General features: G+C 74.5%; 12 protein-coding genes and 1 riboswitch. Of the genes, 4 read left to right on the top strand and 8 right to left on the bottom strand.

What is annotated here, in order from left to right; all coding sequences use genetic code 11:
• Positions 1 to 112 precede the first annotated feature (112 nt).
• Complete coding sequence (locus tag ACZ4VK_RS00350; protein WP_468346921.1) at positions 113 to 1,111, top strand: SCO1860 family LAETG-anchored protein; 999 nt, start codon at positions 113 to 115, stop codon at positions 1,109 to 1,111.
• A 180-nt stretch (positions 1,112 to 1,291) separates the two neighbouring features.
• On the opposite strand, the gene cobC is transcribed toward ACZ4VK_RS00350, so the two are convergent.
• Positions 1,292 to 2,821 (bottom strand): Rv2231c family pyridoxal phosphate-dependent protein CobC, encoded by a 1,530-nt coding sequence (gene cobC, locus ACZ4VK_RS00345; RefSeq protein ID WP_468346920.1) that lies wholly within the window; start codon positions 2,819 to 2,821, stop codon positions 1,292 to 1,294.
• A gap of 117 nt (positions 2,822 to 2,938) precedes the next feature.
• On the opposite strand from cobC, the gene ACZ4VK_RS00340 reads away from it, so the two are divergent.
• On the top strand, positions 2,939 to 3,718 hold the full coding sequence (locus tag ACZ4VK_RS00340; RefSeq protein WP_468346918.1) for a ZIP family metal transporter: 780 nt from the start codon (positions 2,939 to 2,941) through the stop codon (positions 3,716 to 3,718).
• 2 nt (positions 3,719 to 3,720) lie between these two features.
• Here the strand turns inward: ACZ4VK_RS00340 and ACZ4VK_RS00335 are convergent, their stop codons facing one another.
• The 7 genes from ACZ4VK_RS00335 to ACZ4VK_RS00305 all read right to left on the bottom strand — a co-directional run bounded on the left by ACZ4VK_RS00335 (position 3,721) and on the right by ACZ4VK_RS00305 (position 12,155).
• Positions 3,721 to 5,148: a cobyrinate a,c-diamide synthase gene (locus ACZ4VK_RS00335; protein WP_468346916.1), complete on the bottom strand. Its 1,428-nt coding sequence runs from the start codon at positions 5,146 to 5,148 to the stop codon at positions 3,721 to 3,723.
• Positions 5,142 to 5,750 (bottom strand): cob(I)yrinic acid a,c-diamide adenosyltransferase, encoded by a 609-nt coding sequence (gene cobO, locus ACZ4VK_RS00330; protein ID WP_056561183.1) that lies wholly within the window; start codon positions 5,748 to 5,750, stop codon positions 5,142 to 5,144. The genes ACZ4VK_RS00335 and cobO overlap by 7 nt, the downstream gene beginning before the upstream one ends.
• Positions 5,750 to 7,825, bottom strand: a complete 2,076-nt coding sequence (locus tag ACZ4VK_RS00325; RefSeq protein ID WP_468346914.1) for a putative cobaltochelatase — start codon at positions 7,823 to 7,825, stop codon at positions 5,750 to 5,752. Before ACZ4VK_RS00325 ends, cobO begins: the two co-directional genes overlap by 1 nt.
• 46 nt (positions 7,826 to 7,871) lie before the next feature.
• Positions 7,872 to 9,380 carry a cobyric acid synthase gene (locus ACZ4VK_RS00320; protein ID WP_468346912.1) on the bottom strand — a complete coding sequence of 503 codons (1,509 nt, stop codon included), beginning with the start codon at positions 9,378 to 9,380 and terminating at the stop codon, positions 7,872 to 7,874.
• Positions 9,377 to 10,363 (bottom strand): cobalamin biosynthesis protein, encoded by a 987-nt coding sequence (locus tag ACZ4VK_RS00315; RefSeq protein WP_468346910.1) that lies wholly within the window; start codon positions 10,361 to 10,363, stop codon positions 9,377 to 9,379. The genes ACZ4VK_RS00320 and ACZ4VK_RS00315 overlap by 4 nt, the downstream gene beginning before the upstream one ends.
• Positions 10,364 to 10,397: 34 nt before the next feature.
• Positions 10,398 to 10,540, bottom strand: a riboswitch (cobalamin riboswitch).
• Between the two features lie 112 nt (positions 10,541 to 10,652).
• Positions 10,653 to 10,874, bottom strand: coding sequence for a hypothetical protein (locus ACZ4VK_RS00310; RefSeq protein ID WP_468346908.1), 222 nt, complete (start codon positions 10,872 to 10,874; stop codon positions 10,653 to 10,655).
• A 12-nt stretch (positions 10,875 to 10,886) separates the two neighbouring features.
• Positions 10,887 to 12,155, bottom strand: coding sequence for an inorganic phosphate transporter (locus ACZ4VK_RS00305; protein ID WP_468346906.1), 1,269 nt, complete (start codon positions 12,153 to 12,155; stop codon positions 10,887 to 10,889).
• Between the two features lie 396 nt (positions 12,156 to 12,551).
• Between ACZ4VK_RS00305 and ACZ4VK_RS00300 the strand changes: the two genes are divergently transcribed.
• Both ACZ4VK_RS00300 and ACZ4VK_RS00295 read left to right on the top strand, forming a co-directional pair.
• Complete coding sequence (locus ACZ4VK_RS00300) at positions 12,552 to 13,679, top strand: alpha/beta hydrolase (RefSeq protein WP_468346904.1); 1,128 nt, start codon at positions 12,552 to 12,554, stop codon at positions 13,677 to 13,679.
• 159 nt (positions 13,680 to 13,838) lie between these two features.
• Positions 13,839 to 15,254 carry a hypothetical protein gene (locus tag ACZ4VK_RS00295; protein ID WP_468346902.1) on the top strand — a complete coding sequence of 472 codons (1,416 nt, stop codon included), beginning with the start codon at positions 13,839 to 13,841 and terminating at the stop codon, positions 15,252 to 15,254.
• Positions 15,255 to 15,273: the final 19 nt, after the last annotated feature.

The raw sequence follows: 15,273 nt of genomic DNA, 5'->3' as shown, positions 1-15,273 counted from the left end.
CACTCTCCGTGCGTAAAGATTCCGGTGTCTCAAGTCGCCGAGGCCGCGCCGACCCACCGTCCCCGTGGTGAGCGGCCGGCGACGCCATGTCTCTTGTGGGGGTTCCACCACCTTGAACAGCAACACCTTCCGCATGCCCGTGCGCCGCACCGCCGCCGCCGCGACCGTCGCCGCCCTGACCGCCGGCCCGGTCCTCCTCCTGGCTCCGGCGGCGCGGGCCACGGGCGGCGAAGGACGGGCCACCGCCGTCGTCCTCCGGACCGGCCTCGACGTCTCCCTCCTCGGCAAGGCGGTCCACGTACCGCTGCGGACCTCCCTCAACGAGGTCGAGGCACCGGAGACCGAGAGCGAGACCGCGCTCTCCGTGAAGGTGCGGGGGGCCGAGGACGGGCAGCCGATCGACATCCTCGCCGCCGACGTGGCCACATCGGAGGCCACCGTCGACGAGAAGAAGGCCGAGGGGTACGTCAACCTCGTCAAGGCGCAGGTGCACGTGCCCGGCATCCCGCTGCTCTCCCTCATCGAGGTCGAGAAGGTCACGTCCAAGGCGCTGTGCGCGGTGGGCGAACGGCCGGTCGCCGAGTCCAACGTCCTCGGCCACGTCACGGTCTTCGGCAAGAAGACCACCCTCTCCGCGGGCGGCCGGACCCAGGTCACCGTGCCGGGCGTCGGCCAGGTCACCCTGGACCTCTCCCGTACCTCCACGACCTCCCGTACGGCGGCGGCGACGGCCCTCGAACTCACGGTGGACGTCGACCCGCTGAAGCTCGGCGTGGCCGAGGTCAACGGGACCGTGACCCTCGCCGAGGCGACCTGCGAGACGCCCAAGGGCACGGCCCCGACCGAGAAGCCCACCGAGAAGCCCACCGAGAGGCCGACGGAGAAGCCCACCGAGCGGCCCTCCGAGCAGCCGACGCAGCAGCCCACGACCGAGCCGAGCGATGCCGGCGGCATCACCACCGACAACGGCGGCACCACGCCCACGGAGAACCTCGCCGAGACCGGCGGCAGTTCCACCACCCCGTACATCGCGGGCGGAGCGCTCGCCCTTGTGGTGGCAGGCGGCGGCGCTCTCGCCCTGACCCGCTCGCGCGCCCGCACCCGAGGCTGACGGCCCGAGGGGGACGGGGGCCTGGGGAGCCCGTAGGGGGACGGCGCGGGGGCTCCGGGGGGAGCCGTGACGGGGGACGGGAGGCCAGAGGAGGGGGAGGTCCGGGGAGGGCGACGGTGACGACGTCGCCCTCCCCGGACCCGCGTCAGGCGTCAGGCGTCGTACGTCGGACGTCGGGCGTCAGCCGCCGATCAGCAGCGCCTGGTCGAGGGCCTGGAGGAAGCGGTTCGTCGTCGCCCGGTCCCGGACCGCGAGCCGCAGCCAGTTCCGGTCCAGCCCGGGAAACGTGTCGCCCCGGCGGACCGCGAACCCCAGCGACCGCAGCCGCTCCCTGACCGTGTCCGCCCCGTCGATACGGATCAGCACGAAGGGACCCTCCGATCCCTCCACCGTCCGCACCTCGTCGAACTCCGCGAGACCGGCGAGCAGATGGGCCCGTTCCACCCCTGTCCGGTACGCCGCGTGCTCGGCCTCCGCGAGCGCCCCCCGCGACATGCACGCCTCCGCCGCCACCAGGGCCGGAGTCGACACCGGCCACAGCGGCTGCGCCCGCTCCAGGGCGGCGATCGTGTCCGGCTCGGCCAGCACGTACCCGATCCGCAGCCCGGCAAGACCCCAGGTCTTGGTGAGGCTGCGCAGCACCACGAGCCCCGGCACGTCCGTCCGCCCGGCCAGCGACTCGCGCTCACCCGGCACCGCGTCCATGAAGGCCTCGTCCACCACCAGGATCCGCCCCGGCCGGGCGAGCGCGGCGATCGAGGCGGCGGGGTGCAGCACCGAGGTCGGGTTCGTGGGGTTCCCGATCACCACCAGGTCCGCGTCCTCGGGGACCGCCGCCGCGTCGAGGCGGAAACCGTCCCTCTCGCGCAGCAGCACCCGGCGCACCTCGTGGCCGGCGTCCCGCAGCGCCGCCTCCGGCTCGGTGAACTGCGGATGCACCACCACGGGTCTCCGCACCGGCAACGCCCGTGCGAGGAGTACGAAGGCCTCCGCGGCGCCGGACGTGAGCAGCACCCGGTTCGGCGGCAGGTCGTGCCGCTCGGCGACCGCCGCCCGCGCGACCCGGCCGTCGGGATAGGCGGCGAGCCCGGTCAGGGAGTCCGCGATGCGCTTCCGCAGCCAGTCCGGTGGGGTGTTCGTCCGGACGTTGACCGCCAGATCGATGAGCTTCTCGTCCCGGACCTCCGCGTCACCGTGGTGGCGCAGGTCGTGGGCGTCGGTATGCGTGTGCATGTCCATGGCCGCCGTCGTGTGGGGGGTGGGGATGGTGGGGGGTGAGCCAGGCTCGCCAGCGATGTACCCGTGGGGCAGGGGCAACAACCGTACGTCTGAAGCGTCTTCGTTCGGACGAAACGGGACAGAAGCGGCGAGGGCGCACGTTACGCGCCGGGTTTTCCGCTTCGGCACGAGCAACACGGCCCCCCAGGCCGCCCCATCCGGGCCCCCGACACCCGCCGCCAGGAGCGCCGCCGCCTCCGCCACGGACGCGGTGCCCGTCGCCGCAAGGGGCAGCGCCGACGGATGCGGTACGGACACGGCCGCCAACTCCGCGGCCGCGAACCCCCGTACGGGCACGCCGAGTACCGCCGCCGCCCCCGCGAGGCCCGGCTCCGCAGCCCGCGCGTCGAGCGTGGCGAGCGACCGGACGTCCACGCGCGTCAGCCCCGCCTCCCCGAGCACCTCGTCGACGAGACCGAGCACCTCGTCCACCGTGACCCCCGACCGGGCACCGACGCCGACGTGCGCGGCGGACGCCCCCGCCGCGCCCCCGGCCCGGGCCCCGGCGCCGAGGTGCGCTGACGCCGCCCGATCCGATACCAAAGGCCCATGGCTGTGGTCGTCGCGCTCGGCGCGTTCCTCATGACGCTCTTCGGCGGCTGGGTCGCGGGGCGCGTCACCGACCGGCGCCACCTCGTCCTCGGCCTCGCCGGCGGGCTCATGCTCGGCGTCGTCGGACTCGACCTGCTGCCGGAGGCGCTGGAGGCGGCGGGCGGCGAGGTGTTCGGCGTCCCGGAGGCCCTGCTGCTCTTCGTCGGCGGTTTCCTCTTCGCCCATGTCGTGGAACGCCTCCTCGCCGTCCGCCGTGCGGCACACGGGGTCGGGGCCGATTGGGGGGCAGCGCAGAGCGCTTCGATGAGGGGTGGCGGTCGGGAGACGGGCGGGCGGGTCCCGCAGGTCGGCCTCACCGCGGCCGCCGCGATGGTCCTGCACAGCCTCATGGACGGCATCGCCCTCGGCGCCGCCTTCCAGATCGGCGGCGGCATGGGAGCCGCCGTCGCCGTCGCCGTCATCACCCACGACTTCGCCGACGGCTTCAACACGTACACGATCACGAGCCTCTACGGGAACGCCCGGCGCAAGGCCGTCGGGATGCTCGTCGCCGACGCGCTCGCGCCGATCCTCGGCGCGGCCTCCACCCTCCTGTTCACCCTTCCGGAGGAACTTCTCGGCGGCTATCTGGGTTTCTTCGGCGGCGCCCTGCTCTACCTCGCGGCCGCCGAGATCCTGCCGGAGGCCCACCACGACCACCCCGCCCGTTCCACCGTGCTGTGCACGGTGGCGGGCGTGGCCTTCATCTGGCTCGTGGTGGGCGTCTCCGGCGGCTGAACTCACGCGACCCGACCGCCCGCGCACCGCTCGACGAACCGCGCGGCCACCTCGGGAGCACCCGCCCAGTGGGTGTGCACGTAACTGGCGTGCACCCCGCCCTGGACGAAGCCCTCCACCCGCCGCACGGGCTGCCGCAGCCCCCAGGCCGCCCGCACCCCGGCACCCGGCTCGATCACGGTCCGGTGGAACTCGTGCCCCCGCATCCGGGCCCCGGCGGGAGCGAGCACGCTGTCGCTCACGGCGACGGCGTCCCGGTACCCGAGGGTGAGCCGTTCCGACATCCGCGCGTCCGCGTCGAGCACCCCGCACATGGGCCTGCCGTCGAGCGACCGCGCCAGATACAGCAGCCCGGCGCACTCGGCGGCGATCGGCGCCCCGGAGGCGGCAAGCTCGGCGACGGCCTTCCGCAACGGCTCGTTGGCGGACAACTCGGCCCCGTACACCTCGGGAAACCCACCACCGATGACGAGCCCGGAGGTCCCCTCGGGAAGGGACTCGTCCCGCAGCGGATCGAAGGTGACGACCTCGGCCCCGGCGGCGGTGAGCAACTCAGCATGCTCGGCGTAGGAGAACGTGAAGGCGGCCCCACCGGCGACGGCGACCCGTCGTGGTGGGCAATCGTCCCGCAGGGCGATGGGGGTCCCCCCGGACGGAGTCTGGGGGAGGGTGGGCACCACGGGACCACCGGCGTGCAGCCGCTCCCCGACGTCAGCCACCCACGGCTCGGCGCCCAACGGCGGCGCAGACCGCGCCAACGCGAGCAGCGCCTCCAGGTCACAGCCGGCCCGCACCTGCTCCGCCTGCGCCGCGACCGCGGCCACCGCGGCGGCCTGCCGCTCGGCAACCGGCACAAGCCCCAGATGCCGCGAAGGCGTAGCGACAGCAGGCGCCCGCCGCAGCACCCCGAGCACCGGCACCCCCGACTCCCCGAGCGCCTCCCGCAACAGATGCTCGTGCCGGTCCGTCGCGACCTTGTTGAGGATCACACCCCCGATCCGCACCTCCGGGTCCCATGACGCGAACCCGTGCACCAGCGCCGCCACCGACCGCGACTGCGAGGACGCGTCGACGACGAGCACCACCGGCGCCTTGAGCAGCTTCGACACCTGGGCGGTGGAGGCCAGTTCACCCTGGTCGGCGGCGCCGTCGTACAGGCCCATCACCCCCTCGACCACGGCCAGGTCGCAGCCGCGCGCCCCGTGCTCGAAGAGCGGCGCGATCAGCCCCGTACCGCACATGTACGCGTCGAGGTTGCGGCCGGGACGGCCGGTCGCGAGGGCGTGGTAGCCGGGGTCGATGTAGTCGGGGCCGACCTTGTGCGGGGAGACGGCCAGACCACGGCCGGCGAACGCGGCCATCAGGCCGGTCGCGACCGTGGTCTTGCCCGCGCCCGAGGACGGCGCGGCGATGACGAGACGTGCTACCACTCGATGCCCCGCTGGCCCTTCTGACCGGCGTCCATCGGGTGCTTGACCTTGGACATGTCGGTGACGAGGTCCGCGAAGTCGACGAGCTCCTGCGGCGCGTTGCGGCCGGTGATGACGACGTGCTGCTGCCCGGGACGGTCGCGCAGCACCTCCACGACCTCCTTGACGTCGATCCAGCCCCAGTGCAGGAGGTACGCGAACTCGTCGAGGACGTAGAACCGGTACTTCTCCTCGGCGAGGTCCCGCTTGACCTGCTCCCAGCCCTCGCGGGCCTTGTCCTCGTGCGACTGCTCGCCCTCGGCGACCTCGCGCTGGATCCAGGACCAGCCCTCACCCATCTTGTTCCAGGTGACGGTGCCGCCCTTGCCGGTCTCGCCGAGCGCCTTGAGGGCGTTCTCCTCGCCGACCTTCCACTTGGCGGACTTGACGAACTGGAACACCCCGATCGGCCAGCCCTGGTTCCAGGCGCGCAGTGCCATGCCGAACGCGGCGGTCGACTTCCCCTTGCCGACGCCCGTGTGCACCATCACCAGTGCCCGGTTGCGGCGCTGACGGGTGGTGAGGCCGTCGTCGGGTACGACGGTCGGCTGTCCCTGCGGCATTAAGCGGCCCTCCATGCTGTCTGCGGTGTCTGTCCTGCTGCCTGTACGTCTCTGACGAGGCCGGCGATCGAGTCGGCGCGCAGCTCGTCCAGGGTGACGGCGGTGCCGCCGAGTTCGAGCGCGAGGGTCCCCGCGAGCCCGAGCCGCACGGGCCCGGTCTCGCAGTCCACGACCACGCTCGCCGTGCCCTCGGCGGCGTGCAGCCGGGCCGCGCGGGCGGCGAGCGCCACCGGGTCGGCGCCGCCGCCGGTGGCCCGTCCGTCGGTCACGACGACGAGCAGCGGGCGGCGCGAGGGGTCCCTGAGCCGCTCGACCCGCAGCACGTCATGGGCCTTGAGGAGCCCGGCCGAGAGCGGGGTGCGGCCGCCGGTCGGGAGCTTCTCCAGGCGGGCGGCGGCCGCGTCGACGGACGAGGTCGGCGGCAGCGCGACCTCGGCCTCCCGGCCCCGGAAGGTGATCAGACCGACCTTGTCGCGCCGCTGGTAGGCGTCGAGCAGCAGGGACAGGACGGCGCCCTTGACGGCGCTCATCCGCTGGCGGGCGGCCATCGAACCGGAGGCGTCCACGGCGAACAGCACCAGGTTCCCCTCCCGTCCCTCCCGGGTCGCCTGCCGCAGGTCGTCCCGCCGGACCACGAGCCCGCGCCCGGTCCGCCCGCGCGCCTTCTGGTGCGGGGCAGCGGCCTGCACGGTCGCGGCCAGGTGCAGCTTGGTCAGCGTGCCGCGGGGCCGTACGGAACCGGTCGTACGGCCGTGCTCGGTACGGGCCCGGGAGCGGCGCCCGGCCGCGCCCTCGCCGAGACCGGGGACGCTCAGCACCTTCGTACGGAAGGGCTCGGCGGCCTTGACAGTGGCCCGCTCCCCGGCGCGGGACCCCTGCGGCGCGGGCGCGGGTTCGGGCGCCGGCGACTCCTCAGGAGCGGGTACGTCCTCGGGAGCGGACACGTCCTCGGACGCGGGCCCCTCACTCTGCGGCGGAATGCCCCCGCCGGGACCGCCCCCGTCAGGGCCGCCGTCCCCGCCGTCACCCGGACCGTCGGGCTCCGGGTCCTCCCCGGGCTCGTCCCCCTTGAACTGCTCCAGGGTCTCGTCGAGCTTGTCCTCGTCGAGGCCGGGCGCGTCGAAGGGCGAGCGCCGCCGCCGGTGGGGGAGGGCGAGCAGCGCCGCCTGCCGTACATCCTCGGAGGTGACCTCGGTCCGCCCCGCCCACGCGGCGAGCGCGGTCGCGGTCCGGGCCATGACGATGTCGGCGCGCATGCCGTCCACCTCGAACGCGGCGCAGGTGGCGGCGATCTGGAGCAGTACGGCGTCCCCGAGCGTCACCCGCGGCAGCAGGGCGCGGGCGGCGGAGATCCGGCCGCGCAGCTCGGCCTCGTCGTCGGCCCAGCGCGCGGCGAACGCGGCCGGGTCGTCCTCGAACGCGAGCCGCCGGCGGACGACCTCGACGCGCTGTACGGGCTCGCGCGACGCGGCGACCTCCACGGTGAGCCCGAACCGGTCGAGCAACTGCGGCCGCAGCTCGCCCTCTTCGGGGTTCATCGTGCCGACGAGCAGGAACCGGGCGGCGTGCCGTACGGAGACGCCTTCGCGTTCGACGTACGAGGAGCCCATGGCGGCGGCGTCGAGCAGGAGGTCGACGAGGTGGTCGTGGAGCAGGTTGACCTCGTCGACGTACAGGATGCCGCGGTGGGCGTCGGCGAGGAGCCCGGGCTCGAAGGCCTTCACGCCGTCGGCGAGCGCCTTCTCGATGTCGAGCGAGCCGACGAGCCGGTCCTCGGAGGCACCGACGGGCAACTCGACCATCCGCGCGGCCCGTTCGGCCCCGGGGCCGTCGTCGTGCGGCCCGTCGGGGCAGCCGGGGTCGGGCGAGCCGGGATCACAGCTGAACCGACAGCCCGGCACGACCGGCACGGCCGGCAGCAGCTCGGCGAGCGCCCGCACGGCGGTGGACTTGGCGGTCCCCTTCTCCCCCCGGACGAGCACACCGCCCACGGCGGGGCTGACGGCATTGAGCAGCAGCGCGAGCCGCAGGTCGTCCATACCGACGACGGCGGTGAACGGATACCGGGTGCTCATCGGTCGGTCACTCCTTCAACTCGTTGATGTTCGGCGGTCGTCATGCTCACGGCGCGCCCGGCGGCACGAACGGCAGTCCCCCCGGAGCCCCCTCCTCGATCAACCGCAGCAGCGCGTCCGTGTCCGCGTGCTCCTCGATCAGATCGCCGAGCCGGTCCAGCTGCTCCTCCCGAAGCGCCCCGAACGACGTGTCCGGGGCCGGTACGAACCGCCGCCCGGCCGCCGCCGCGACCTCGCGCAGGAACGCCCGCCGGAACCCGTCGCTCTCCAGGGAGCCGTGCCAGTGGGTGCCCCACACGGAGCCGACCCGGCACCCGTCCAGGAACGGTTCCCCGCCGTCCACGGAGGCGACACCGTGGTGGATCTCGTACCCCTCCACCCGCTCGCCGAGCGCCTCGCCGACCGGCCGCGCCAGCGTCTTCTCTCGCGCGAACCGGACCCGTACGGGCAGCAGCCCGAGCCCGTCGACGGCTCCCGCCCGGGACTCGACGTCGTCCTCGATCCGTTCGCCGAGCACCTGGAAGCCGCCGCAGATGCCGAGCACGGGACGTCCCGCGGCCGCGCGGCGGGCCAGCTCGTCCGCCAGGCCCCGCTCCCGCAGCCACGCCAGCGCCTTCACCGTGCCGCGCGTGCCGGGCACGACGACCAGGTCCGCGTCGACGAGCTCCTCGGGCCGGTCGACGAACCGGACGACGACCCCCGGCTCGGCGGCCAGCGCGTCGACGTCCGTGAAGTTGGACATCAGGGGGACGGCGCAGACGGCGACCCGCAGGACGTCGGCGCCGACCGGCGGCGCCACGACGGACTCCCGGACGGTCCCGCGCAGCGAGACCCGGAGCCCGTCCTCCTCGTCGATGCCGAGCCCATGGGCGTACGGCAGGACGCCGAAGGTCCGGCGGCCGGTGAGGCCGTGCAGCATGTCGAGCCCCGGTTCGAGCAGGGTCACGTCGCCGCGGAACTTGTTCACGAGGTATCCGGCGACGAGCGCCTGGTCCTCGGGGCTCAGCAGCGCCGTCGTACCGAAGAACTGGGCGAAGACCCCGCCCCGGTCGATGTCCCCGACCACGACGACGGGCAGCTTCGCGGCCCGGGCGATCCCCATGTTGACGATGTCGGTGCGCCGCAGGTTGATCTCGGCCGGGCTGCCCGCGCCCTCGCAGATCACCGCGTCGTACGTGCTCCGCAGCTCCTCCAGGCACGCGAGGACCGGCTCGAAGAGCTCCTTCTGACGGCCTCCGTGGTAGCCGCGGGCGCTCAGCTCACCGACCGGCTTCCCCATCAGGACGACCTGGCTGGAGCGGTCGCTGCCCGGCTTGAGCAGCACCGGGTTCATCAGCGCGGTCGGCTCCACCCGGGCGGCCTGGGCCTGCATGGCCTGGGCCCGCCCGATCTCGGCGCCCTCGCGGGTGACGAAGGAGTTGAGGGACATGTTCTGTCCCTTGAACGGCGCCACCTTCAGGCCCTTGCGGACCAGCCAGCGGCAGATGCCGGCCGTCACGACGCTCTTGCCGGCGTCGGACGTGGTCCCGGCGACGAGCAGCCCCCCACCCCTCATGCGTTCCTCCGCTTCAGCGCGTATCCGAGCAGCCGGCCGCCCACGCAGACGGCCAGGGTCAGTCCGGTGACCCGGCGGGACAACCGGACCGCCCGGTCGATGTCGGCGACCTCGACGGGCCGCCCCTCCCCGTTGAGCACCGGCCGGTGCTCGACGCGTCCGCCGTACGAGAGTGTCCCGCCGAGCCGTACGCCGAGGGCGCCCGCGAAGGAGGCCTCGACCGGTCCCGCGTTGGGGCTGGGGTGCTTGGCCGCGTCCGCGCGCCAGGCCCGGACGGCCCCGCGCGGGTTCCCGCCCGCGACGGTCGCGAGGACGGCCGTCAGCCGCGCCCCGGGCCAGCCGGCCACGTCGTCGAGCCGGGCCGAGGCCCAGCCGAAGCGGCGGTGGCGGGGGGACTTGTGGCCGACCATCGCGTCCAGGGTGTTGACGGCCCGGAAGCCGACGAGGCCCGGCACGCCCGCGACCGCGCCCCAGAAGAGGGCGCCGACCACGGCGTCGGAGGTGTTCTCGGCGACCGATTCGACGACCGCGCGGGCCATCGCCGGTCCGTCGAGGGACTGCGGGTCGCGGCCGCACAGGTGCGGCAGCCGCTCCCGGGCCACGTCCAGGTCGCCCGCGGCGAGCGCCCCGCCGATCGCGCGGGCCTCCCGGCCCAGGGTCGTACCGCCGACGACGGCCCAGACGGAGGCGGCGGTCAGGGCCGCGGCCGCGGCCGGACGGTTCCGTACGGCCCGTGCGGCGAGCGCGCCCAAGGCGATCGTGGAGCCGGCGCAGACGGCGGTGTGCAGGGCGCCCCAGCCGCGGTGGTCGTGGTGGAGGCGCTGTTCGACCGCGGCGGCCGCCCGGCCGAACGCGGCGACGGGGTGTCCGCGGCGGGGGTCCCCGACGAGCAGGTCGAGGGCGAGACCCGCCGCCGCGCCGAACGCGAATCCGTGCGGGGAGAGGCGGCCGGCTCTCGGAAGGCTGTGGTTGCGGCCGGGCATGGGCGCATGTCCTCACTCAGGGTCCGCGCCCTGGATCGACGTGACCGGCGGCGTGAGTTCCTGACTCCCGGACCCTTCGGATCCGGTCACAGTGGCGGGACCGCGCCGGATTCGCACCGGACTTCCTCTACTGCCGCCGTAAATGGCCTCGGCAGTCCACCACGCCCCGAGAACACCCGTCAACCCGCGCTTGACCTGCGCCGTGTCACTGTGCGAAGCACCACAGACACGACGGCGGGGCGGCCCGCACCCGAAGGTGCGGACCGCCCCGCCGGTCCTGCTCGTCGCGTCAGACGACGATCAGGTAGATGCCGTACGCCACGGCCGCGAGGCACAGGGCGAAGCAGGCGTAGGCGCCGGTACGGGCCAGGGTGGCGGAGCCGCCCTGGGCGGCGGCCTGCTCCTGCTTGCCGAGGCCGACGATCCCGAGGGTGAAGAGGCCCACGAGGGCGACGGTCGCCACGAGGCTGACCCCGAAGACGGAGCCGAGAGCTGCCCAGTCGATCTTCATGTCGTTCGTTCCTTACACCGCTGCGGCGGGGGCGGGGGGCGCGGCCGGGTCGGTGGGAACCGGCGCGGGGATGGTGGTCTTGAGGTCCTCGTCCGCGACGGCGGCGACGGAACCGGCGGCCGGCGGCGGGGTGACGGCCGCGATCGCGGTGGTCACGACACCCGCGGGCTGCTCGTCCAGGTCGTCGTCGGTGACGTTGGTGTGGTCGACCGGCTTGCGGCGGGACAGCGACCAGATGACGCCCGAGCCGCCGACCAGGAGGACCGCGACGGCGGCGATGCCCCAGGGGCCCTGCTGGGTGAGGAACTCGGCGGCGGCGGCGACCAGGCCCGCGGCGGGCAGGGTCAGACCCCAGGCGACGAACATCCGGGTGGCGGTCGACCAGCGGACGACGCCGCCCTTGCGGCCGAGGCCGGCGCCCATCACGGCACCCGAGCAGGACTGGGTGGTGGAGAGGGAGAAGCCGAGGTTCGAGGAGGCCAGGATGACCGTGGCGGCGCTGGTCTGGGCGGCGAAGCCCTGCTGCGGCTGGAGGTCGGTGAGGCCCTTGCCCATGGTGCGGATGATGCGCCAGCCGCCGAGGTAGGTGCCGAGGGCGATCGCGACGCCGGCGGAGACGATGACCCACATCGGCGGGTTGGAGCCGGGGACGAGGACGCCGCCGGTGACCAGGGCCAGGGTGATGATGCCCATCGTCTTCTGGGCGTCGTTGGTGCCGTGCGCGAGGGAGACGAGACCGGCGGAGGCGATCTGGCCGGCCCGGTAGCCCTTGGCCGTGGTCTTCGCCTCGGGGTTGGTCTTGATCTTGTACGTCAGCCTGGTGGCCAGCATCGCGGCGAGGCCGGCGACGAGCGGCGCGGCGACGGCCGGGATCAGGACCTTGGTGACGATGGTGGAGCCGTTCACGGCCGACCAGCCGGCCGACATGACCGCGGCGCCGATGAGGCCGCCGAAGAGGGCGTGGGAGGAGCTGGACGGCAGGCCGACGAGCCAGGTCAGCAGATTCCACAGGATGGCGCCGACCAACGCGGCGAAGATCACCTCTGTGCGGATGCCCTCTTCGTTGATGATCCCGCCGGAGATCGTCTTGGCGACCTCCACGGACAGGAAAGCGCCGACGAGGTTGAGCACGGCGGACATGGCCACCGCCGTCTTCGGTTTGAGCGCACCGGTCGAGATGGTCGTTGCCATCGCGTTGGCGGTGTCGTGGAAACCGTTCGTGAAATCGAACACGAGAGCTGTCACGACCACAATGGCGAGCAGCAGCGTGATGTGTTCCATTTACCCAGGCAATCGTTTGACGTCAGTGGCTCGTCGAACGTAAGCAACCTGAGTGAACGGAAGGTGAACTGAGCCGGGCGGTGTGGTGTCCCGATCCGGTGTCAAGAGATTCCGTTTACGGCCCCCGGCGGAGGAACTGTCCACCATGCGGTCACCCCCGACCCCGGGTAATCCCGGCCTTCACGGGGCACATACGACCTGCCCCGGTTCCTCCCCCGCCACCCGGTTCCGCTCCCCGGACGGAATCATCCGACCGGGCGACCCCGCCGGGGAGACCCATGTCACTCCCCGGGGTGACCCAGGGAGGCCCCACACCCTCCGGGCCCGAGGCCCCCGCCCCGCCCCGGCCGGGTCCGTCCGGTGGCAGGTCCTCCCCGCCCTGCCGAGACTGGGAGCGTGCGCCCGGCTACAGCGACGGCAGCGGCCGTCACCACCCTGCTCGGTCTCGGCGCGGTCGCGGTCGCGGCCGGCCGGTACGCCAGCGACGTCGCCCTCAAGGCGCCGTCCGGACGTCCCCTGCCCGGAGATCCACGGCTGACCGTGCACGCCACGGGCCCCGAGCGGATCACCCTCACCCGCAGCCTCGCCTCGCTGCGCCCCGGCACGTACGGCCTCGAAGGCCCCGACCTGCACGCCGTCGTCGGCCCCGTCCTCGACCGGGTCCCGCACACCGCCGACACCGTCGTCCGCCGCCTGGAACGCGTCGAGCTCGGGGCGCTCGGCCCCGGCGTCCGCGTCCGGTTCACCCCCCAGCTCCACCGCGGCACACCGCTCGGCGCCCTCGGGCTCTCCCACGACGACGTCGAGATCCCCGGGGAGCTCGGCCCGCTGCCCGCCTGGCTGGTGCCCGGCCCCCGCCCCACCTGGGTGATCGCTCTCCACGGCCTCGGCACCACCCGCGAGCACCCGCTGAACGTCGTCCCCTTCTACAACCGCCGCCAGGTCCCCGTCCTCGTCCCCGCCTACCGGGGCGACGAGGGGGCGCCCGCCGCGGCCGACGGTCTGGCCCGCCTCGGCGACTCCGAGTGGCGCGACGTCGACGCCGCCATCCGCTACGCGGTCCGCAGGGGCGCGGCCACGGTCGTCCTGCACGGCTGGGGGACCGGGGCGTCGATGGCCCTGCGCGCCGCCGCCGAGTCGGGAGTGCGCGACAGGATCAGCGGCCTCGTCCTCGACTCCCCGGTCCTGGACTGGGAGGCCACCCTCCGCAACCTCGCGGCCGCCCGGCACGTCCCCGCCCCGCTGCTCCCGCTCGCCGTCCGCGCCGCGCAGGGCAGGACGGGACCGCACGGCGACCTCCTCAGGGCCGCCTCCGCCCCGGACGCCCTGCGCGTTCCGGTCCTCCTCCTGCACGGCCCCGACGACACCCTCGCCCCCTGGGAACCGTCCGTCGAACTCGCCGCCCGCCGCCCCGACCTGGTCACCCTCCAGACCGTGCGCCAGGCCCCGCACGCGGCCATGTGGAACGCCGACCCCGTCCGCTACGAGGAGTCCCTGCGCCGCTTCCTCACCCCGCTGCTCTGACACCTGCCCGGAGAGCCGCCCCCCCCGGGCGGACGCCGCCGCTTTCCGGACAGGCACGGTGCCTCCGGTACGCCCCTCCCGGGCCCGTCACCGGGCCCGGGCCGACGGGGTGTCCGATTCCGATTGGGCTTTCGGGCCGTCAGCGGGAAGACTGCCCCCGTGACGTCTCGAAAGCCCGATGAACCATTGGCGCGCAACTCCAGACTCCGACTCGTCCGCCCGCGGTCCCTCGCCACCGCCCGACGGGCCGTGACGACCCGGCGCACCCGGCCGGCGCCGCGGCCGCCCGAGGGCACTCCGCCCCGCGCGGAACTCGCCCGCCAGGCCCGGCACGTCCTCGCCGACGCCGTACGGATCGCCCGCTGGGCCGCCGTCGAGCGCGGCGCCGAAGCGGCACCCCGCACCGGCGCCGGGGCCGTCACCGCCCAGGAACGGGCCGCGGCCGCACTGGACCTGACGCCCGGCCAGGTCCGGGCCGGCTGGGACCGCGCCCGGCTCGCCGGACTCGTCGAGCTCCACGGCGACACCGCCCGCCCCGGCTGGCGGCTGCACGCCTGGGACCGCGACGACTCCGCCGTGCTCCGCGGCTGGGTCGCCCTCTTCGACGCCTGGTCGCTGGTCCACCCGGCCCCCGAGGGGGTCGAACCGAGCGCCGTCGCCGAGGTCGTCGAGGCCGTCCCGCAGGTCCTCTCGCTGCTTCAGCTCTCGCAGGGCCCGGTCCTCGTGCCCGCCCTCCTCGACCTGCTCGGCCAGCGCGTCGAGGAGCTGCGCGAGGAGCGCTGCGAGGTCCCGCCGGCCGAAGGGGCCCCCGAGGCGGCCCCCGCCGTGACCAGCGGCACCGACGGGCTCCCCGCCCTCCTCGACTGGGCGCTCGAAGGCCTCGCGGCCGTCGGCGCGCTCACCCTGGGCCCCGGCGCGGAGGGGCGGCACGCCACCCTCACCCCGCTCGGCAACTGGGCGGTCTGGGTCAAGCTGGAGCAGATCTGCGTCGCCGCGCAGAGCCCCGCGGGGAACATCGAGCAGTCCGCGGAGGACATGCTCCGCGGCTGCGCCCGGCTCACCCCCGGCCCGGCCCGCGCCGAGTACCGCGCCTGGCTCGCGGCCCGCACCCTCTCCAGCGCGGTGGCCGAACTCCTCGCCGTCGCCCGTGGCGAGGACGCCCTGCTGCGCGGCCTCGCCTTCGAGGCGCTCCGGGTCGTCGGCGCCCCCGCCGAGGCCGAGGTGCGCGCCACCGTCGCCGAGCCCTCGCTGCGCCCGTACGCGCTGCTCTGGCTCGCGGAGTACGACGGCGCCGACCCCGACGACGCCCAGGAGGTGCTCACCCGCGAGGAGGCGACCTGGCTCTGGGTGGACACGGCAGCCGCCGTCGCCGACCACGGCGAGAGCGCGCTGCTCGTCCGGCACCTCGACTCGGCCGTGCAGGGCACCGTCCCGGCGCTGCTCGACGAGATCAGGGCCGTCGGGCATCCCCGTACCGTCCAGGTCCTCGTCGCCCTCGCCGCCGCCCATCCGGACCCGGCCCTGGCCAAGGCGGTCCGCAGGGCCGCCTTCCAGGTGCACACGGGCGGCGCCTGAGCCGAGGGGTCACGCCCGG

The sequence above is a fragment of the Streptomyces sp. NPDC028711 genome, assembly GCF_055565415.1.
Note: the sequence above shows the minus strand (reverse complement) of the source record. Positions and strands in the feature narration are given on the sequence as shown.